Genomic DNA, 19,389 nt, shown 5'->3' on the forward strand with positions numbered 1-19,389 from the left:
GCCTTCTCATAACTGATGGAGTGCTTTTGCAACTCCGTGCCGGTTGAGGCTATCCCAACCCGGCAGGGCTAAGCCCGAGAGACGCTTAGTTGACGGCGTCTTTCAGTGCTTTACCAGCTTTGAAACCTGGGATCTTGGCTGCAGCAATGCTGATCGGCTTACCAGTTTGCGGGTTGCGGCCAGTACGGGCAGCACGCTCTTTGACAGCGAAAGTACCGAAGCCAACCAGCACCACCGAGTCACCGGCTTTCAGAGCGCCAGTGACGGATTCGATTACTGCATCCAGCGCACGGCCAGCAACAGCTTTCGGGATATCAGCGGATGCGGCGATGGCATCAATCAGTTCCGACTTGTTCACTCTTAAGTCCCCTTATTTCCGTTGAGTTGTTTCTTAGTTGTTTGGTGTAAGCAAAGCGGGTGTCGAAAGGCCTGATGACACATAAGAGCCGTTTTATAACAAGGGCCCGAAAATAGTGTCAAGGAAGCCTTCCGGCTAATGCGTGCTGATTCGCTCCTTGGAATCAGTCTCGCGAGACTCATCCTTTGCAACCATCTCGGGAGCCGCATCAGGCAAGGGCTCCGGGGCGTATTGCAGCGCAATTTGCAGGACCTCGTCAATCCATTTAACCGGCTTAATGGTCAGGTCTTGCTTAATATTCTCCGGAATTTCCTTGAGATCACGCACATTCTCTTCCGGGATGATCACGGTCTTGATTCCACCGCGATGGGCCGCCAGCAGTTTCTCCTTAAGCCCACCAATGGCCAGCACCTGACCACGCAAAGTAATCTCTCCAGTCATGGCTACATCAGCCCGTACCGGGATCTGCGTAAGCGAAGAAACCAGAGCAGTACAGAGACCGATACCCGCACTGGGCCCATCTTTCGGTGTTGCCCCTTCCGGCATATGGATGTGAACATCGCGCTTCTCATGGAAGTCTGGAGCGATCCCCAGACTCTTCGCACGACTGCGCACCACAGTCAGCGCCGCCGTCATCGACTCGGCCATTACATCCCCCAATGAGCCAGTCTTGATCAGCTGCCCCTTACCGGGCACCACAGCGGTCTCAATGGTTAATAGCTCACCGCCGACCTGCGTCCAGGCAAGACCGGTAACCTGGCCAACCTGATCCTGTTGTTCGGCAAGTCCAAAGCGATAGCGACGAACACCGAGATAATGCTCAAGCGACTCGGCACTCACTAACACCTTGATACGCTTATCCTTGGCATGCTCCTTCACTACCTTGCGGCAGACTTTGGATACCTGACGCTCCAGACTGCGCACGCCAGCCTCACGGGTGTAGTAGCGAATCATGTCGCGAATAGCGCCTTCATCGAACTCAAGCTCACCCTTCTTCAGGCCATTGGCCAGCACCTGTTTGGGCGTCAGGTACTTGATGGCAATATTGACCTTTTCATCTTCGGTATAGCCCGGCAGACGGATGACCTCCATCCGATCCAACAGAGGCCCCGGGATATTCATGGAGTTGGCCGTGCAGATAAACATCACATCCGAGAGGTCGTAATCGACCTCCAGATAGTGATCGTTGAAATTGTGGTTCTGCTCCGGATCCAGCACTTCAAGCAAGGCAGATGCGGGATCACCACGCATATCGCTGCCCATCTTGTCGATCTCGTCGAGCAGGAACAGCGGGTTGCGCACTCCGACCTTGGTCAGCTTCTGGATCAGGCGACCGGGCATGGAGCCGATATAGGTGCGGCGGTGACCACGGATCTCGGCCTCGTCGCGCACGCCGCCCAGGGCCATGCGCACGAACTTACGGTTGGTGGCACGGGCGATGGACTCGGCCAGCGAGGTCTTGCCCACGCCGGGCGGGCCGACCAGGCAGAGCACCGGGCCCTTGAGCTTCTTAACCCGCTTCTGCACGGCGAGGTATTCGAGGATGCGCTCCTTCACCTCTTCCAAGCCAAAGTGGTCGGCCTCCAAGATGTCCTCGGCCTTGGCCAAGTCAAGGCGCACCTTGCTTTCGGCCTTCCACGGCACGTTGGTCAGCCAATCAATGTAGGAGCGCACCACAGTGGCCTCGGCCGACATCGGCGACATTTGCTTGAGCTTGTTAAGCTCAGCAATGGCCTTACTGTGAGCTTCCTTGGTCAAACCAGCATTCTCGATGCGCTTCTTCAGCTCGTCGACTTCGTTATGCCCTTCATCAATATCACCCAGCTCTTTCTGAATGGCCTTCATCTGCTCATTCAGGTAGTACTCGCGCTGGCTGCGCTCCATCTGCTTCTTAACTCGACCGCGGATACGCTTCTCGACCTGCAGCAGATCAATTTCGGCATCCAGCAATGCCAGTACATGCTCGACACGCTCGGCTAAGCCAGTAATCTCAAGAATTTCCTGCTTCTGCTCGATCTTCAGGACCATATGCGCGGCCATCGTGTCGACCAAACGGGCAGGCTCATCAATGCCATTCAGCGACGACAGGACCTCAGCAGGAACTTTTTTGCCCAACTGCACGTACTGCTCGAACTGACTCAGCAAGCTGCGTGTGAAAACCTCCGACTCGCGCTCGGCCACATCCTGCTCATCAAGCAACTGCACCTCAGCACGACAATGGCCATCGACCTCGATGAACTTCTCGATGGAACCACGCTGCTCACCTTCGACCAGAACCTTGACCGTACCATCCGGAAGCTTGAGCAACTGCAGCACGGTAGCCACCGTACCCATACGATAAAGCGCGTCCTCAGCAGGATCATCGTCCGCAGGGTTGCGCTGGGCCAACAGGAGGATCTGCTTGTCACTCGACATAGCAGCCTCAAGGGCCTCGATGGACTTTTCACGCCCAACAAACAGCGGAATGACCATATGCGGATAGACCACAACATCACGCAGCGGCAAGAGAGGCAGTTCGATGGTTGTCTTCATGTTTTCAGCTCTACGGCGGCCATCAGGCCGTAAACGGACGGGATACCCTTGCCCCTAAGATGGGGCCACCCCTAGGAAAAAACAAGCAAGAAAGACGTAAATGCAAAGGGCCCCGCAGGGCCCTTTGTTACATCATCATGCGTCAGGCGCGGCCTTTGCAGGCGGCTCACTGTTCTCATAGATGAGCAATGGCTGAGAGTTACCCTCAATGACACTTTCGTCGATCACCACCTTGCTGACCTCGGACTGCGATGGGATCTCATACATGGTGTCGAGCAGCACACCTTCGAGAATCGAGCGCAGACCACGCGCACCGGTCTTGCGCTCCAGAGCCTTGTGCGCGACAGCTTTCAGCGCATCAGCACGGAACTCAAGATCGACGCCTTCCATCTCGAACAACTTGGCGTATTGCTTGGTCAAGGCGTTCTTCGGCTCAGTCAGAATCTGCATGAGTGCAGCTTCATCCAACTCATCAAGCGTAGCGATAACTGGCAGGCGCCCCACGAACTCGGGAATCAGGCCAAACTTGACCAGGTCATCAGGCTCAACTTCGCGTAGCGCCTCACCGACCTTCTTGCCCAGATCCTGGCTGCGCACTTCGGCATTGAAGCCGATGCCGCCCTTGGTGGAGCGAGACTGGATAACCTTCTCCAGGCCAGCAAACGCACCGCCGCAGATAAATAGGATGTTACGAGTATCAACTTGCAGAAATTCCTGCTGCGGATGCTTGCGACCACCCTGCGGAGGAACCGAGGCCACCGTACCCTCGATCAGCTTGAGCAGAGCCTGCTGCACGCCCTCGCCTGAAACGTCGCGAGTGATGGACGGGTTATCCGACTTGCGCGAGATCTTGTCGATCTCGTCAATGTAGACAATCCCCATCTGGGCCTTTTCTACATCGTAGTCACACTTCTGCAACAACTTCTGAATGATGTTCTCGACATCCTCGCCGACATAACCAGCCTCGGTCAGAGTCGTGGCGTCAGCGATGGTGAAAGGCACATTGAGCAAGCGGGCCAGCGTTTCGGCCAGCAGCGTCTTGCCGGAGCCAGTTGGGCCGATCAGCAGGATGTTGCTCTTGCCTAGCTCGACGTCATCTTTCTTCTCACGCTGATTCAGACGCTTGTAGTGGTTGTATACAGCAACGGAGAGTACCTTCTTGGCACGCTCCTGACCGATCACATACTGATCCAGAATGCCGCTGATTTCCTTGGGCGCAGGCAACTTGTGAGCACTGCTTTCGGCCTGGGCTTCCTGCACCTCCTCGCGGATGATGTCGTTGCACAGGTCGACGCACTCGTCGCAGATAAAGACCGAGGGCCCGGCAATTAGCTTGCGTACTTCATGCTGGCTTTTGCCGCAGAAGGAGCAGTAGAGCAGCTTGCCGTTATCCTCGCCATTGCGGGTGTCAGTCATTCGATCGATCCAATACGTTAGGCATGAAACACAAGATGAAGGCAATTGCAGGCATTTTCAAGCCTGCGGGATGGTCGGAAAAACCCGACCATCGCACGGAGGCGCGGATTAGACAGCCAACTGGCGACGACTCAGAACCTGATCAATGAGGCCGTACTTGACCGCCTCATCGCCACTCATGAAATTGTCGCGATCAGTATCCTTGGCAATCACGTCGATCGGCTGCTTGCAGTGATCGGCCAAAATCTTGTTCAGGCGCTCGCGGATGGTCAGTATTTCGCGGGCATGGATTTCAATATCCGAAGCCTGCCCCTGGAAGCCGCCCAGCGGTTGGTGAATCATCATGCGCGAATGCGGCAGGCAGTAACGCTTACCCGCGGCACCACCCGCAAGCAGCAGGGCACCCATGCTGCATGCCTGGCCGATACAGATGGTCGACACATCAGGCTTGATGAACTGCATGGTGTCGTAGATCGACATACCCGCAGTGACGGAGCCACCCGGCGAATTGATGTAGAGGTGAATATCCTTGTCCGGATTCTCCGCCTCAAGGAACAGCAGCTGGGCCACCACCAGGTTGGCCATGTAGTCCTCTACCTGGCCAACCAGGAAGATCACGCGCTCCTTCAACAGGCGCGAATAGATGTCGTAAGCGCGCTCACCGCGGGCGGACTGCTCAATCACCATCGGCACGAGGCCGCCGGCAGCTTGGATGTCAGGCATGGAATTCATCAAGGAATGGTGCGACATGTCTAGCGATCTCTCCCTAATAGTCATGTCTCTAAAGACGCATAAGCCAGCACGAAGGCTGGCTTATGGGTGTGCTCAAACGAGGCGAGGGATCAGGCAGCTTGCGGAGCTTCCGCCGGCTTGACCGCTTCTTCGTAGGAGACCGCTTTATCGGTCACTTTGGCCTTCTGCAGAACAGTATCTACAACTTGCTCTTCCAGTACAACCGAACGCACTTCGTTCAGCTGCTGGTCGTTCTTGTAGTACCAAGCCACAACCTGCTGCGGCTCCTGATAAGCGGAAGCCATTTCTTCGATCAGCTCGCGAACACGCGCTTCATCAGCCTTGAGCTCGCTCTGCTTGACCACTTCAGCCACGATCAGACCCAGCACCACGCGACGCTTGGCCTGCTCTTCGAACAGCTCGGCAGGCAGTTGATCCGGCTTGATGTTGCCACCGAACTGCTGAACGGCCTGCACACGCAGACGATTCACTTCGTTGCCGATCAGCGCCTTAGGCACTTCAACCGGGTTAGCAGCCAGCAGGCCTTCCATGACCTGGTTCTTGACCTTGGACTTGATGGCCTGGCGCAGCTCGCGCTCCATGTTCTTGCGCACTTCGGCGCGGAAGCCTTCCATGCCGCCTTCCTTGACGCCGAACAGGGCGAAGAAGTCGTCATTCAGCTCCGGCAGTTGCGGAGCAGAAACGCTGTTAACGGTAACGGTGAACTCAGCAGCTTTACCGGCCAGGTCCAGATTCTGGTAATCCTCCGGGAAAGTCGGATTGATTACACGCTCCTCGCCGGCCTTCACACCAACCAGCGCATCTTCGAAGCCGGGGATCATACGACCGGAACCCAGCACCAGAGCAGTCCCCTTGGCGCTGCCGCCAGCGAAAGCTTCGCCATCGATCTTGCCAACGAAGTCGATATTCAGCTGATCACCATTCTCTGCAGCGCGCTCGACAGCCTCGAAGCGAGTGTTCTGCTTGCGCAGGATTTCCAGCATGTTATCGACATCGCTGTCAGCAACCTCAGCCTGCAGACGCTCGACGACAATGCCATCGAAGCCGGCCAGCTGAATTTCCGGGAACACTTCGAAAGTGGCGACGTACTCGAGATCCTTACCCTTCTCGAAGGTTTTCGGCTCGACGGACGGCGCGCCCGCCGGATTCAGCTTCTGCTCGACGATGGCCTCATAGAAGGTCGCCTGGATCAGGTCGCCCAGCGCTTCCTGGCGAGCAGAGTCTTCATAACGCTGGCGAATGACATTCATCGGCACTTTGCCAGGACGGAAACCAGCAACCTTGGCACGACGCGCAGTCTGTTGCAGACGCTTGGTCACTTCAGTCTCGATGCGCTCGGCCGGCACGCCGATGGTCATGCGACGCTCAAGAGCGGAGGTGCTTTCAACAGAAACTTGCATGGATATTCCTCGTTGCACAGACATAAGCCGGCCGTTCCGGCCCCAAATCAAAGGCGAGCATTCTAGTGGCTCGAATAGCAGAAGTCACCTGCACAATCGAGCACAAAAACCGGCGGGATATAAAAGGAAGGAAGAAAGAGGATGGTGCGGACGGAGAGACTCGAACTCTCACACCTTGCGGCGCCAGAACCTAAATCTGGTGTGTCTACCAATTTCACCACGTCCGCGTGGTAACGCTTTAAACGAAAACGCCAGGCTGTGTGCCTGGCGCTCTCTCGAATATGGGGTGGACGATGGGAATCGAACCCACGACACCAGGAGCCACAATCCTGTGCTCTACCAACTGAGCTACGCCCACCATATTGCAATGCTTGAGCCCGATTCGCCAATGGCGCACCCGGCAGGACTCGAACCTGCGACCATCCGCTTAGAAGGCGGATGCTCTATCCAGCTGAGCTACGGGCGCTTAATCATCTGCGAGCAGACTTTAAAGCTACAGCTACAGTCATCACTGACTGCCGCCTTCTTACCCAGCGACTGGCTGTGCTCGACAAGCGGGGCGAATCTTATAGAGCCACCACACATGCGTCAACACGAATTTCAAAAAAATTCTTAGAGATAAAGGAGTTACAGGAAAGGACAGTGCATGTGCCTTTGCCCCACCGACCACCCATGCGAGAATGCATCACCCTTTTCTCATCCTTCCTCATGGTTTAAGCACGCGTCATGACCGCACAACTGATCGATGGCAAAGCCATTGCCGCCAAGCTCCGCCAGGAAATCGCCCAACGTGTCACCGAGCGTCGCCAGCAAGGGCTGCGCGCACCCGGCCTGGCCGTCATCCTGGTCGGCAGTGACCCAGCCTCGCAGGTGTATGTCGCGCACAAGCGCAAAGATTGCGAGGAAGTCGGCTTTGTATCCGTGGCCCACGATCTACCCGCCAGCACCACTCAAGGCGAACTGCTGGGGCTGATCGACCAACTTAACCGCGATAACGCCATCGACGGCATCCTGGTGCAACTACCGCTCCCTTCGCACCTGGACGCCTCTCAGCTGTTAGAGCGCATCAGCCCGGACAAGGACGTGGATGGTTTCCACCCCTTCAATGTCGGCCGACTATCGCAGCGCATGCCTCTGCTGCGTCCCTGCACCCCGAAGGGCATCATGACCTTGCTGGAAAGTACCGGTGTTGACCTGCATGGCCAGCATGCGGTCATCGTCGGCGCATCCAATATCGTTGGTCGGCCAATGGCCCTTGAACTGTTGCTGGCCGGCAGCACCGTGACCGTGACCCACCGCTTCACCAAGGATCTTCCTGGCCACCTGGCTCAGGCCGATATCGTGGTCGTGGCTGCTGGCAAGCCGGGCCTGGTCAAAGGTGAGTGGATCAAGCCAGGCGCCATCGTCATCGACGTCGGCATCAACCGTCAGGCCGATGGCAAGCTGGTGGGCGATGTTGAATATGACGCCGCCGCTGAGCGCGCCAGCTGGATTACCCCGGTACCCGGCGGCGTTGGCCCCATGACTCGAGCCTGCCTGCTGGAGAACACCCTGTACGCAGCAGAACATCTACACGCTTAAATCGCCCCGCACCTTTGATGGTGCGCCTGCTCCGGTAGACATTCCCGCCCCCATAAAGAGGCGCATTCAAAGACCTTGCAACCAAGGTTAACCGGATGACTACCGCGGCAGGCCAGGCCTTCGAAGAGCAGAGTTGCTGCTGCCGAACGCCTCCGAAGAGCTGAGGGGCCGCAGTCATGGATTAGCATCCGCGAAACAGATCAGCCCAGATCGGTGGCGCACGATCAGCCAGATCGAGCGTGCAACCACCCATGGAGCCTCCCCACAGCCCTACCTGGCTGCGAGTTGCCGAGTAAAATGCCCCACGCCCCCCCCTAGCGTGAAGGCAATCCATGGCCAATAAGACGCCAAGGCCGCAATACCGATCACCCTGAAGATCAGCAGCCCGATTTGGCACTCTATTGCGCTAGCGCCCTACTCAGTAGCGACACCAGGCGACACAGGCCAGTCTGCCCGAGCCATCAGGCACCTCACACCCCCGCTAGGCGAGTAACGAATCACCACAGCGAGCATCAAATGAGCAATGAACTAAAGATCGAAGAGCTGCAGATTGGAACCGGCAAGGCAGCCATCAAAGGCGCCTTGATCACCACCCTGTACAGAGGCTGGCTGGAAGATGGCACCGAGTTCGATTCATCCTACGCTCGCGGCAAACCATTCCAGTGCGTAATCGGCACCCGAAGGGTTATCCAAGGCTGGGACCAGGGCCTGATGGGCATGAAAGTGGGCGGCAAACGCAAGCTTTGGGTGCCTGCTCACCTGGGCTACGGGGAACGCCAAATGGCAGCCATTCCACCCAATTCCAACCTGATCTTCGAGATAGAACTGCTGGAAGTGCTGACTCGCGACGACTGAACCGCGAGATTAATGGCAGGCCAAGGCTTTTTGAGACCGCGCGGAGCAAATCGATCGCCCCTTCCGCCATGACACCCCGACACTGCTCGACAACGCACACGCCCATCGACTGAGCGCCGAGCCACACTGGCCATTGGCCTCAGCCGCATGACGCTGAAAGCCAGTGCCTAGCCGCGCTCTGCAGCGGCCGGTGCGATTTCGAACGGGCTGGCACTGCGCCGCTGGTTACGGTCTTCCCGAGGCGTGGCACCAAAAAAGTTGCGGTAAGCACTGGAGAAATGCGGCCCCGAGGAGAAGCCGCAGGACAAGCCGATCTGAATGATCGACTTGCTGGTCTGCATCAGCAGCTGGCGTGCCTTGTTCAGGCGCAGCTCCAGGTAGTACTGGCTCGGCACACGGTTAAGGTACTGCTTGAAGATGCGCTCCAGCTGCCGGCGCGACACGCATACGTGCTGGGCGATTTCGTCGGTGGTCAGCGGCTCTTCGATGTTGGCCTCCATCAGCAGTACAGCCTGGGTCAGCTTGGGATGGCTGGAGCCAATCCGGTTCTGCAACGGAATGCGCTGCCGCTCGCCGCCCTCGCGAATGCGCTCGACCACCAGCTCCTCGCTGACCGCACCGGCCAGTTCAGCACCATGGTCACGGGCCAACACGGCCAGCAGTAGGTCGAGCACGGCCAGGCCGCCGCAGGCGCTGAGGCGATCACGATCCCAGTCGAACAGGTGACTGGTGGCGATGACCTTGGGGAAGCGCTCGGTGAAATCATCCTGCCAGCGCCAGTGCACGGCGGCGCGGTAACCATCGAGCAGGCCCAACTGAGCCAAGGGATAAACGCCAGCCGACAGCGCGCCGATGCTGATGCCGCTGCGGGCCAGCTGCTTGAGCGCAGATGCCAGCACTGGAGTCACCTGCGTCGGCGGCTCGTCGGCTAGCAGAAAAACGCGCTGGCAGCCCTCCAGGCGCCCCGCCCAGGGCTCGCCCGGCAGACGCCACTGCCCCTCGACCGGCGGTTCGGCCTGAAGAAAGCGAAGCTCGTAGGACACGTCCGGGTGCACGCGCTGCGCCACGCGCAGGGCTTCCTCGGCCAGCGCCAGAGTCGTGGGCCTGGTTTCGGGCCAGATCAGAAAGGCAATTACGTGGGCAGTGGCTGTCATGCTGGGAGTCTAGTGCCTACTTCAGGCTGCCGGAAAGAAACTGCTTCAGGCGCTCGGACTGCGGGTTGACCAGCACCTCTTTCGGGCAGCCGGTTTCCTCCACCAACCCCTTGTGCAGGAAGATCAGCTGGTTGGACACCTCGCGGGCGAAGCCCATCTCGTGGGTCACCACCACCATGGTGCGGCCTTCCTGGGCCAGATCCTGCATCACCTTGAGCACTTCGCCGACCAACTCGGGATCGAGAGCCGAGGTGGGCTCGTCGAATAGCATCACTTCCGGCTCCATGGCCAGGGCACGAGCGATGGCCACACGCTGCTGTTCACCACCGGACATATGCGCCGGATAAGCGTCTTTCCTGTGCGCCACACCAACCTTGGCCAAGTAGTGTTCGGCCTTTTCGATGGCTTCCTTCTTCGGCACGCCGAGCACATGCACCGGCGCCTCGATGACGTTTTCCAGGGCGCTCATGTGCGACCACAGGTTGAAGTGCTGGAACACCATGGACAGGCGCGAGCGCATGCGCTGCAGCTGCTTGGCATCGGCAGCCTTGAGCGCGCCGTCCTTGCCGGCCACCAGCTTGAGCTCTTCGCCATTGAGCAGAATCTTGCCGCCGTAGGGCTGCTCCAGCATGTTGATGCAGCGCAGGAAAGTGCTCTTGCCCGAGCCGCTCGAGCCGATGATGCTGATCACGTCGCCCGCTTTGGCCGCCAGGGAAACCCCTTTGAGCACTTCGTGGTCGCCGTAGCGTTTGTGCAGATCCTGAACTTCGAGTTTGTACATGGTTGGCTTCTCGTGTGGATCAGTCGCTCAGCAGGCGACCCTGACGAATGGATTGGGCGCCGGCCACCTTGGCCAGCCAGAGTCCGGGCTGAGCGAAGCGCAGGCGCTCGCGCACATACAGCACCCCGGAAGTGGAGGCCCGCACGATGCTGTGACGGTCCTCCAGCGGATCTATGACTTCGAACAGCGGGTCACCGACAGCCACCTGGGCACCAACTGGCTGCAGAAAGCTGACGACCCCGGCATGGGGTGCGTAGGCATATTCGGCACCGGCGAACGGCGTGGCGACGCAGCTTGGTGCCGGTGCTGCCGGCCAATCACCGTCGATGAGCCCCTGCTCGGCCAGGCTGGCGAGAATGGCCTCGGCACTGGCCTCGGCCCGTTCGCGCTCGGTATCGGCCATGCCACCCAGCTCAACGGTCGCGGCCTGACAGGCCAGCGGCACATCCGCATCGGGGAAGCGCCGCGCCAGGCGCAGCCAGGCCATCGAACACGCCTCGTCGAACGAGCTGCCACCAGTGTCTTCAGCCACCAGAAAGGCTTTCGCCCCCAAACGTGCGCCTAGCGCCGTAAATGTCTCGGCTTGCTGCGGAACACTGTACAGGTGCACCACCGCATCGAAGTCGCAATGCAGGTCGAGCACCAGATCGGCGTCGCAGGCATGGCGCAGCAGCAGACGCTGCAGACCGGCCAGTTCGGAGCCGGCCGGCGGCAAGCCGTCCAGCGCCGCCAGCATGGCCTGACGGATGAGCCGGACATTGGCCGTGCCATCGGCGCCCAGTTGCCCGTTCAGAGCCGGGGCGGCCAGCTCGGCCAGATCAACGAAGTCACGATTGAAATTCTTGCCGCTGCCCAGCTCGAAACGGCCCTGGCTGGCGGCCTGGATCATCTGCCCAAGGCCGATGGGATTGGCCACCGGCACCAGCTCGATCACACCGGTCAGCCGGCCCTGCCCTTCCAGCTCCGCCAGGCGGCGCTTGAGCTCGACTGCCACGCGCATGCCCGGCAATTCGTCACCGTGCAGGCTGGCCTGGATGTAGGCCTTGCGCTCGCCCATACCGAAACGGAACACACTCAGTGTGCGCTCGGTACCGGGGCAGCCCCAGGGCAGGCGATGATCGATTCGTTGCATGTCGGTAGCCTCAGTGCTTGCGCGGGGCCAGGTAGGCCAGCCAGCGGCGCTCGCCCAGCTTGAACAGGCGCACCAGCACGAAGGTCAGCACCAGGTAGAACAGACCGGCAGTGATATAGGCCTCGAACGGCATGTAGTACTGCGAGTTGACGGTCTTGGCCGCACCGGTGATGTCGATCAGGGTCACCACCGAGGCCAGGCTGGTGGTATGCAGCATCATGATCACCTCGTTGCTGTACTGCGGCAGCGCACGGCGCAGCGCGGACGGCAGGAGGATGCGGCGGTACAGCTTGGCGCGCGACATGCCCATGGCCTTGGCCGCCTCGATCTCGCCATAGGGGGTGGCCTTCAGGCTACCGGCAAGGATCTCGGCACTGTAGGCGCTGGTGTTGATGGCGAACGCCAGGCAGGCACAGAAGGTGGCATCGGACAGGTAGGGCCAGAGGAAGCTCTCGCGCACCGCCTGGAACTGCGCCAGGCCGTAGTAAAGCAGGTACAGCTGCACCAGCATCGGCGTGCCGCGGATGACGTAGGTGTACAGCCAGGCCGGGAAATTGATCACCGGCTGCTTGGACACGCGCATCAACGCCAGCGGCACCGCCAGCACCAGGCCGAAGGCCAGCGAGATCACCAGCAGCTTGAGGGTGACCAGCACGCCACCGAAGTACAGCGGCAGGCTGTCGAGCACCACGTTGTAATCGAAAAGCATGGCAACTCCCCTCAGATCTCGGCCGCTTTGACGCCGACCGAATAGCGACGCTCAAGGTGACGCAGCACCAGCAGCGACACACTGGTCAGCGCCAGGTAGATGGCCGCAGCCAGCAGAATGTAGGTAAAGGGTTCGCGGGTCGCATCGCCGGCACTCTTGGCGCGGGCCATCATGTCCTGCAGACCGACCAGGGAAATCAGCGCCGTGGCTTTCACCAGCACCAGCCAGTTGTTGGTCACCCCCGGAATTGCCAGGCGCACCATTTGCGGCACCAGGATGCGGAAGAACACCCGCAGCGGACTCATGCCGTAAGCCATACCAGCCTCGCCCTGCCCCTTGGGAATAGCCATGAAGGCCCCGCGGAAGGTTTCCGACAGGTAGGCGCCATAGATGAAGCCCAGGGTACCGACACCCGCCACGAACGGGTTGATGTCGATGTAATCGTCGTAACCGACCAGCGGCGCGATGCGGTTTACCAGATCCTGGCCGCCGTAGAAGATCAGCAGGATCAGCACCAGATCGGGTATGCCACGGATCACGGTGGCATAGGTTTCGCCCATCAGCGCCAGCCATTTCAGGGGCGACAGACGGAAGGCCGCGCCAAGCAGGCCGAGCGCGATGGCGACCGCCATCGACAACAACGCCAACTGCACGGTGAGCCAGGCGCCGTCGAGAATGGTCGAGCCGTAGCCGTTAAACATGGAATCTATCCTCTGATGCACACAGGAGGAGGCCCTCAGCAAGGGCTGGAGGCGCAGGCCCTAGGACCTTGCGGCATTCGCCCTTCCCTTCGAGGAAAGGGCGAATGGGACGGCGTTACTCGCCGTAGACGTTGAACTGGAAGTACTTGTCCTGCACTTCCTGATACTTGCCGTTGGCGCGGATGGCGGCGATGGCGGCATTGATCTTTTCGGCGGTAGCGGTATCGCCCTTGCGCACGGCGATACCGGCGCCATTACCGAAGTACTTCTCGTCAGAGTAATCCGGGCCTACCAGGGCAAAGCCCTTGCCGGCGTCGGTCTTGAGGAAGCCATCGTCGATATTGACCACGTCGGCCAGGGTGGCGTCCAGACGACCGGAGGCCAGGTCGAGGAAGATCTCGTTCTGCGAGCTGTAGCGCACCACTTCCACACCGGCCGGGGCGAAGACTTCGGTGGCGTAGCGGTCATAGATGGACGCACGCTGCACACCCACTTTCTTGCCTTTCAGATCGACCAGCGGGTCTTTCAGCTCGGTACCGGCCTTCATCGCCAGCTTGGCGGGGGTGTGGTAGTACTTGTTGGTGAAGTCCACCGATTTCTTACGCTCTTCGGTGATCGACATGGACGACAGCACGGCGTCGAACTTGCGCACTTTCAGCGCCGGGATCAGGCCGTCGAACTCCTGCTCGACCCACACACACTTGACCTTCATCTCTTCGCACAGGGCGTTGCCGATGTCGTAGTCGAAGCCGGTGATGTTGCCTTCCGGGGTCTTGTAGGCGAACGGCGGGTAGGCCGCTTCGATGCCGATGCGCAGGGGTTTCTCTTCTGCCTGAACCAGCGCACTGAAAGCGGTCAGCGCCAGCGCGCCGAGAAGTACGATCTTCTTCATCTGGTGACTCCTTGGAATAGGTACAGCGATGGGCAGCGTGCGTTCGCCATGGCCACGATAAATTGTAGAAAGTGTCGCCGTCTTTGCCGCTGCGAAGCATAGGCAAGAGGCTCGGGCCAAGTGGGCGGCATTCTATCGGGCAGGGGTGGGTCGATATTTCCTGAAAGCGACAACAAATTACAGAAGCACAGGAAGGGCGCGCGATGCGCATTGACAGGCCATCCAGAATATGACCAGACAGACAAGAAAGTAAACCTTTAAATAAAGCAATGATCAGGCCATAAATTTGAAAAACCCTGCAGGCCGCCACTTTCAAGGCAGTCGAGCACGGCAGAGGCAGGCCAGTTGCAGTAAAAAAGGGCAAATTGTTTCTGTTCGCCCCGAATTGCCGCGGTTGTTACTGTTTCGTTACAGCTCCATGCGCTGACCTTGCAACGGCACACAAACCGCCCAACCCAATTCGCGCTGGATTCGCTCGCGCAGCGCCTCCGAAGCATCTGCCTCGCCATGCACGACGAATACTCGCCGTGGCGCCCGGGTCAGGCTGGAGAGCCAGCGCATCAGCTCATCGCTGTCGGCATGCGCCGACATCATCGGCAATTCGGCGATTTCTGCATTGATCGGCAGCCACTGGCCGAAGATCTTGGTCTCACGCGCCCCCTCCAGCAGTTTGCGGCCACGCGTACCCGATGCCTGGTAGCCGGAGAACAGCAGCGTATTGCGATGATCCGGGCCGAAAGCGGCAATGTGATGCAACACCCGCCCCCCCGTGGCCATGCCGCTGGCCGAAATGATTACCTTCGGATAGCGGTTGGCCGACAGCGCCTTGGACTCCTCGACATCACGTACATAGGTGACCGAACCGCAGGCAGCCTCGCAGTCCGCATCGCCCAATCGATGCTCGCGCGGGTAACGGTGCAATAACTCGCTGGCGCTGGTGGCCATCGGGCTGTCGAGGTAGACCGGCAGGTTATGCAGCCGACCGCTGCGGCGCAGCTGCCAGAGGCTGTGGATCAATGCCTGTGCACGCCCCACCGCAAACGCAGGGATTACCACAGTGCCGCCACGCTGCACGGTGCGCTTGATTACCGCTTCCAGCGCATCGAGCGGATCGGTGGTGTCGTGTCGACGGTTGCCATAGGTCGACTCGATGATCACGTAATCGGCCTCCGGCACGCCCTCCGGATCGTGCATGACCGGATCGTCATAGCGCCCCAGATCCCCCGAGAACAGGAAGCGCCGCCCGCCAATGTCGATCTGTGCAGTTGCCGCCCCCAGGATATGTCCCGCGCCGCGCATGAGCAGGCTGCCGTTGCCGGGCAGCGCCACACTTTCGTGCAGCTTTGCCGGCTTGAACAACGCCATGGTGCGGTCGATGTCCGCCACGCGATACAGCGGCAGTGCCGGCTTGTGCTTGGAAAAGCCCTTGCGGTTAGCCAGCTCGGCGTCCTTCTCCTGCAGGAAGGCACTGTCGCGCAGAATCAGTTCGGCGACATCGCGGGACGCCTGGGTCGAGTGGATGCGCCCGGTAAAGCCATCGAGCACCAGCCGCGGCAAGTAGCCGCAATGGTCCAGATGCGCATGGGTCAGCACCACCGCATCGATATCACCCGGATTGATTGGCAGGCGCTGCCAGTTCAGCTCGCGCAGGTTCTTCAGGCCCTGGAACAGGCCGCAGTCGATCAACAGCCGCGTGTCGTCACACGTCAGCAGGTGCTTGGAACCGGTTACGGTGCCGGCACCGCCCAGACTGGTCAGGGAAAGCGTGGTCATGGCCTCATTCCTTGTCTGGAGACATCATTCCTACAGCCTAGCCCGCTGGCTGCAACCTTCCCGCCCACTCTGCCAAGCGCTACACGCGACGCACTGAGCCAGATCAACGGATGTGGACAATGTGCCGCTGAACCTGCTGTACCTCAGTGGCCCCAGAGCCACAGCCAAGACTACGCCCACAAGCCGCTCTACTCTGCAGCCTCCTGCGTCTTACCGACTCGCACGCTAGCAGTCATCCCGGCGCTCAGCGGCAGGTCGGCCGGCATCTCGTCCAGTTCAATTCGCACGGGAATGCGCTGGGCCAGCCTTACCCAGTTGAAGGTCGGTTCGACATTGGCCAACAGCTGTGCGTCCGCCACGGCATTGCGGTCGGTAATACCACGGCTGATGCTCTGCACCTTTCCGCGCAGCGGTTGGTCGCTGCTCATGAGCGTGACCTCGGCCGGCATACCAACGCGAATCCCTGGCAGCTTGGTCTCCTCGAAATAGGCCTGCACATAGAAGGAGCCATCAGCCACCAGGGCCATCACGGCCTGCCCGGCCTGCACATAATTGCCCTGGGCCAGGTGCAGGTTGGTGACCTGGCCATCGCGCGGCGCATGCACTTCGCTGCGCTTGAGGTTGAGTTCGGCCAGCGCCACCTCTGCTTCGGCCTGCTGCAGCTCGGCACGGGCAATCGCAGCGTTGATCTGCGCATTCTCACGCAACTCAGCACTGATGGCCTGCGGCCCCAGGTGCGCGCGACGGCTGGCCTCGTGCTCACGCAAACTGAGCTGCTGGCGCTGGGTTTCGGCCAGTGCCCGGGCCTTGTCCAGCGCTGCCTGATAACGCTCGCGATCGATGGTCATCAGCACGTCACCGGCCTTGACCTGCTGGTTGTCCGCCACCTTCAGCTCGACCACCCAGCCGGACACGTCCGGAGCAATGGTCACCACATCGGCGCGCACCCGCGCATCGCGGGTCCAGGGCGAAAGCATGTAGAAATTCCATAACCACCAGCCGGCCAGCACCGCCAGCACGACCACCGCCAGGGTCAGACTTACCCGCACCAGACTACGCATCGCTCATTCCTCACCAACTCGCCAGCGTTGCCATCAGCGCCGCCAGCACACAGACATACAGGGCACAGTCGAACAAGGCCTCGTGCCAGATCCAACGCGCCACGCCAACCTGCTGCAAGCCCAGACGCAGTAGCCCGGTCAACAGCAGCGCCAGCAGCGCATACACCAGCATCGGGCTGAGCAACACGCCGCCCAACACCCATTCACGTAGCTCCATGTGACACCTCTTGTTGCCGGCACCACTGGCGCCAGCTGTGGGTCAGTTGCGTCAGCGCCGCCGCCGCCAGACGCAATTCGATACTCGGCGCAGCGTGGCGCAGCGCCTCGCCCAACGCCTGCGCAGGCGCATCCAGCTCATGCACACGCTCCGCTGCAGGCGCTTCGGCGAACACCAGGCGGAGGCGTTCGAAGAAGGCCAGCTCAGCCTGGCGCGGCGTACTGGGCGCCGCTGCCAGGCAGGCACGCAGATGCAGCAGTTCGTCACCCAGGTCGAGACTACTCAGCCCATCCTCCCAGCGCTGTCGCGCGTTACCGGCTTGATTGCTGTAGCGCGCCAGCACCAGCAGGCGGTCGGCCATGCGCCCACCGAACCAGTTTTCCGCCCCACCCAGAGTGCGGCTGCACAGGCGTGCCAGATCATCAAGGCTGGCCTGCAGCAAGCGCCGGCTACGCCACAGCGGATTGCCAATGACCACCACACGCAGCGCCATTACTGCGCAGCCAACGCCAATCAGCATGGCCAGCGCCTCATTGAGGAAGAAGGCAACGTCATAACTCATCTGATTCTTTGGCCCGCAGAGCACGACAAAGTGCAGGCAGAACGACGTCGCGGTGCCCGCCAGAGCCGGCCGACTCATGCCCAGCAGGCCGAAAAACAACGGCACGCCCATGGCCAGGCTGAGCATGGCGAAGCTGCTCAACTGTGGCAGCAGCAGCTGGCCAACCACGAACGCCGTCGGCACTGCGTAGAGAATGCCGCGCAGGAACGCGATGCCGATCAGGTCGGCGTTCTCGCGGCTGGCAAACAGGCTGCACACCACTGCCGCCAGCAGCAGTGCACCACTGGCGGCAGGCCAACCCGTCGCCATCCAGAAGGCCGACAGGATCAGCAGCGTCAGGCTGCTGCGCATGCCATAGGCCAGCGCCAGCCATACATCGCGATGCCAGGACAGCGCCGGCGGCGCATCTGCCAGCTCGCGCCCCTGCTCCACGGCCAGCAGCGCCGTGCGCGCCGCGCTGAGCTGGCGCATGGCCAGCGCCATGCGCCCCAGGCAGTATTGCTGCGCCAGGGAATAGCACTCTGCCTGGGAGGCCTCGCGCAGCTGCTCGGCCAATGCCTCAGCATCGCCCTGCTCCGGCTGCGCCAGCTGCTGGTGCAGTTGCTCCAGCCAGGGCGCCAGGGCAGATGCCTCACCCTCCTCCAGTTGCTGCCACTGCCGCGCCACGCCCCGCGCCAGACGCAGCAAGCTCAGCAAGTCGCGGCTCATGGCCCGCAGGCCACGGGCACGCAGACGCCCCAGCGGCCCCTCGAACCAGGCATGCTCGCGCTGGGCATCGACGGCCACGATACGCCCGAGCGTATCGAGCAGGCTGCGTTGCTCACCGCTGCGCCCACCCAGCGCCTCAGCCGCCGCTGCGCAACCGCTCAACCAGGTGGCGCGCGCTTGTTGTGCCAGCTGACGCTCGACACGCTGCGGCCAGAGCACAGCGCTAATCACCATGGAGCAGAGAATGCCGAGGCAGATTTCAGTACAGCGGGCGATGGCTTCGTCGAAGGCCAGCAGCGGCGTATCGGTGATCGGCAGGCAAATGATCGCCACCGTGTAGCCGGCCAGCACAAAGGCATAAGCCCAGGCGCTGCGCAGCAGGGTCGACGCCGCCGTGCACAAGCCCAGCCACAGCGCCATCACCGTCAAGAACAACCAGGGGGCCTGGGCGAACAGCGCCACGAACAGCACTGCCACACTGGTGCCGACGCAGGTGCCGAGCAAACGCGCCAGGCCCTTCTGCACCACCATGCCGGACAACGGTTGAGCCACGATTAACGCCGTCATCAACGCCCAGGAAGGCTGCGCCAGGTCGAAGCGGAACGCGAGCCACAGCGCCAGGCCGCCGCTCAGCAGCGTCTTGATGGTGAATTGCAGGGCCAGTGAGTTCGGCGCAACGAAGGCCGACAGAGTGTCGCGCATGGCGCAGCCTCGGAAAGCTCATGGAACGTTAGTCCACCAGTGAAACTGGCAGAAGCACACAAAGCCAATTATTAGCCTGCTAACGTTATTCGTCCAGTTTGA

17 protein-coding genes and 3 tRNA genes are annotated in these 19,389 nt (G+C 60.5%); 2 read left to right on the plus strand and 18 right to left on the minus strand.

Annotated elements, in window-relative coordinates:
- Positions 1-85 precede the first annotated feature (85 nt).
- The 8 genes from hupB to P7A97_RS17475 all read right to left on the minus strand — a co-directional run bounded on the left by hupB (position 86) and on the right by P7A97_RS17475 (position 6,925).
- Complete coding sequence (gene hupB / locus P7A97_RS17440; RefSeq protein ID WP_003239952.1) at positions 86-358, minus strand: nucleoid-associated protein HU-beta; 273 nt, start codon at positions 356-358, stop codon at positions 86-88.
- Positions 359-493: 135 nt separating this feature from the next.
- Entirely contained in the window at positions 494-2,890 is a 2,397-nt protein-coding gene (gene lon, locus P7A97_RS17445) for an endopeptidase La (RefSeq protein WP_277691372.1), read from the minus strand.
- 135 nt (positions 2,891-3,025) lie between these two features.
- Positions 3,026-4,306 (minus strand): ATP-dependent Clp protease ATP-binding subunit ClpX, encoded by a 1,281-nt coding sequence (clpX, locus tag P7A97_RS17450; protein ID WP_068826115.1) that lies wholly within the window; start codon positions 4,304-4,306, stop codon positions 3,026-3,028.
- Positions 4,307-4,414: 108 nt separating this feature from the next.
- Positions 4,415-5,056 (minus strand): ATP-dependent Clp endopeptidase proteolytic subunit ClpP, encoded by a 642-nt coding sequence (clpP, locus tag P7A97_RS17455; protein ID WP_277691373.1) that lies wholly within the window; start codon positions 5,054-5,056, stop codon positions 4,415-4,417.
- 92 nt (positions 5,057-5,148) lie between these two features.
- Positions 5,149-6,459, minus strand: coding sequence for a trigger factor (gene tig, locus P7A97_RS17460; RefSeq protein WP_277691374.1), 1,311 nt, complete (start codon positions 6,457-6,459; stop codon positions 5,149-5,151).
- Positions 6,460-6,601: 142 nt separating this feature from the next.
- Positions 6,602-6,686: transfer RNA gene (locus tag P7A97_RS17465), tRNA-Leu, on the minus strand.
- 55 nt (positions 6,687-6,741) lie between these two features.
- Positions 6,742-6,817 (minus strand) — tRNA-His (locus P7A97_RS17470).
- A gap of 31 nt (positions 6,818-6,848) precedes the next feature.
- Positions 6,849-6,925 (minus strand) — tRNA-Arg (locus P7A97_RS17475).
- Between the two features lie 260 nt (positions 6,926-7,185).
- Between P7A97_RS17475 and folD the strand changes: the two genes are divergently transcribed.
- Both folD and P7A97_RS17485 read left to right on the plus strand, forming a co-directional pair.
- Positions 7,186-8,040, plus strand: a complete 855-nt coding sequence (gene folD, locus P7A97_RS17480) for a bifunctional methylenetetrahydrofolate dehydrogenase/methenyltetrahydrofolate cyclohydrolase FolD (protein ID WP_277691376.1) — start codon at positions 7,186-7,188, stop codon at positions 8,038-8,040.
- A 516-nt stretch (positions 8,041-8,556) separates the two neighbouring features.
- The gene (locus P7A97_RS17485; protein ID WP_277691378.1) at positions 8,557-8,895 is read left to right on the plus strand and encodes an FKBP-type peptidyl-prolyl cis-trans isomerase; all 339 of its coding nucleotides are present in this window, start codon (positions 8,557-8,559) and stop codon (positions 8,893-8,895) included.
- A gap of 167 nt (positions 8,896-9,062) precedes the next feature.
- Here P7A97_RS17485 and argR read toward each other — a convergent pair whose 3' ends face one another.
- The 10 genes from argR to P7A97_RS17535 form a co-directional block, all read right to left on the minus strand.
- Entirely contained in the window at positions 9,063-10,049 is a 987-nt protein-coding gene (gene argR, locus P7A97_RS17490) for a transcriptional regulator ArgR (RefSeq protein ID WP_277691379.1), read from the minus strand.
- 16 nt (positions 10,050-10,065) lie between these two features.
- Positions 10,066-10,830 (minus strand): arginine/ornithine transport ATP-binding protein AotP, encoded by a 765-nt coding sequence (aotP, locus tag P7A97_RS17495; RefSeq protein ID WP_277691381.1) that lies wholly within the window; start codon positions 10,828-10,830, stop codon positions 10,066-10,068.
- Positions 10,831-10,849: 19 nt separating this feature from the next.
- Positions 10,850-11,962, minus strand: a complete 1,113-nt coding sequence (locus P7A97_RS17500) for a succinylglutamate desuccinylase/aspartoacylase family protein (RefSeq protein ID WP_277691383.1) — start codon at positions 11,960-11,962, stop codon at positions 10,850-10,852.
- A gap of 10 nt (positions 11,963-11,972) precedes the next feature.
- Positions 11,973-12,671: an ABC transporter permease gene (locus tag P7A97_RS17505; protein WP_277691384.1), complete on the minus strand. Its 699-nt coding sequence runs from the start codon at positions 12,669-12,671 to the stop codon at positions 11,973-11,975.
- An 11-nt stretch (positions 12,672-12,682) separates the two neighbouring features.
- Positions 12,683-13,372 carry an ABC transporter permease gene (locus P7A97_RS17510; RefSeq protein ID WP_277691386.1) on the minus strand — a complete coding sequence of 230 codons (690 nt, stop codon included), beginning with the start codon at positions 13,370-13,372 and terminating at the stop codon, positions 12,683-12,685.
- Between the two features lie 115 nt (positions 13,373-13,487).
- Positions 13,488-14,264, minus strand: a complete 777-nt coding sequence (locus P7A97_RS17515) for an ABC transporter substrate-binding protein (protein WP_277691387.1) — start codon at positions 14,262-14,264, stop codon at positions 13,488-13,490.
- A 408-nt stretch (positions 14,265-14,672) separates the two neighbouring features.
- Complete coding sequence (locus P7A97_RS17520; protein WP_277691388.1) at positions 14,673-16,037, minus strand: MBL fold metallo-hydrolase; 1,365 nt, start codon at positions 16,035-16,037, stop codon at positions 14,673-14,675.
- A 188-nt stretch (positions 16,038-16,225) separates the two neighbouring features.
- Positions 16,226-17,098 (minus strand): HlyD family secretion protein, encoded by an 873-nt coding sequence (locus P7A97_RS17525; RefSeq protein ID WP_277691389.1) that lies wholly within the window; start codon positions 17,096-17,098, stop codon positions 16,226-16,228.
- Positions 17,099-17,108: 10 nt separating this feature from the next.
- Positions 17,109-17,315 (minus strand): DUF1656 domain-containing protein, encoded by a 207-nt coding sequence (locus tag P7A97_RS17530; protein ID WP_277691390.1) that lies wholly within the window; start codon positions 17,313-17,315, stop codon positions 17,109-17,111.
- Entirely contained in the window at positions 17,302-19,287 is a 1,986-nt protein-coding gene (locus tag P7A97_RS17535; RefSeq protein ID WP_277691392.1) for an FUSC family protein, read from the minus strand. Before P7A97_RS17535 ends, P7A97_RS17530 begins: the two co-directional genes overlap by 14 nt.
- Positions 19,288-19,389: the final 102 nt, after the last annotated feature.

The sequence above is a fragment of the Pseudomonas sp. GOM6 genome, assembly GCF_029537485.1.
Lineage (GTDB): Bacteria > Pseudomonadota > Gammaproteobacteria > Pseudomonadales > Pseudomonadaceae > Aquipseudomonas.

Coding starts and splice junctions, on each gene's coding strand:
- P7A97_RS17485 (WP_277691378.1), top strand. CDS start 8,557: ATGAGCAATGAACTAAAGATCGAAGAGCTGCAGATTGGAACCGGCAAG.
- argR (WP_277691379.1), bottom strand. CDS start 10,049: ATGACAGCCACTGCCCACGTAATTGCCTTTCTGATCTGGCCCGAAACC.
- P7A97_RS17505 (WP_277691384.1), bottom strand. CDS start 12,671: ATGCTTTTCGATTACAACGTGGTGCTCGACAGCCTGCCGCTGTACTTC.
- P7A97_RS17515 (WP_277691387.1), bottom strand. CDS start 14,264: ATGAAGAAGATCGTACTTCTCGGCGCGCTGGCGCTGACCGCTTTCAGT.
- P7A97_RS17530 (WP_277691390.1), bottom strand. CDS start 17,315: ATGGAGCTACGTGAATGGGTGTTGGGCGGCGTGTTGCTCAGCCCGATG.
- P7A97_RS17525 (WP_277691389.1), bottom strand. CDS start 17,098: ATGCGTAGTCTGGTGCGGGTAAGTCTGACCCTGGCGGTGGTCGTGCTG.
- P7A97_RS17500 (WP_277691383.1), bottom strand. CDS start 11,962: ATGCAACGAATCGATCATCGCCTGCCCTGGGGCTGCCCCGGTACCGAG.
- P7A97_RS17520 (WP_277691388.1), bottom strand. CDS start 16,037: ATGACCACGCTTTCCCTGACCAGTCTGGGCGGTGCCGGCACCGTAACC.
- tig (WP_277691374.1), bottom strand. CDS start 6,459: ATGCAAGTTTCTGTTGAAAGCACCTCCGCTCTTGAGCGTCGCATGACC.
- clpP (WP_277691373.1), bottom strand. CDS start 5,056: ATGTCGCACCATTCCTTGATGAATTCCATGCCTGACATCCAAGCTGCC.
- aotP (WP_277691381.1), bottom strand. CDS start 10,830: ATGTACAAACTCGAAGTTCAGGATCTGCACAAACGCTACGGCGACCAC.
- P7A97_RS17535 (WP_277691392.1), bottom strand. CDS start 19,287: ATGCGCGACACTCTGTCGGCCTTCGTTGCGCCGAACTCACTGGCCCTG.
- P7A97_RS17510 (WP_277691386.1), bottom strand. CDS start 13,372: ATGTTTAACGGCTACGGCTCGACCATTCTCGACGGCGCCTGGCTCACC.
- clpX (WP_068826115.1), bottom strand. CDS start 4,306: ATGACTGACACCCGCAATGGCGAGGATAACGGCAAGCTGCTCTACTGC.
- folD (WP_277691376.1), top strand. CDS start 7,186: ATGACCGCACAACTGATCGATGGCAAAGCCATTGCCGCCAAGCTCCGC.
- lon (WP_277691372.1), bottom strand. CDS start 2,890: ATGAAGACAACCATCGAACTGCCTCTCTTGCCGCTGCGTGATGTTGTG.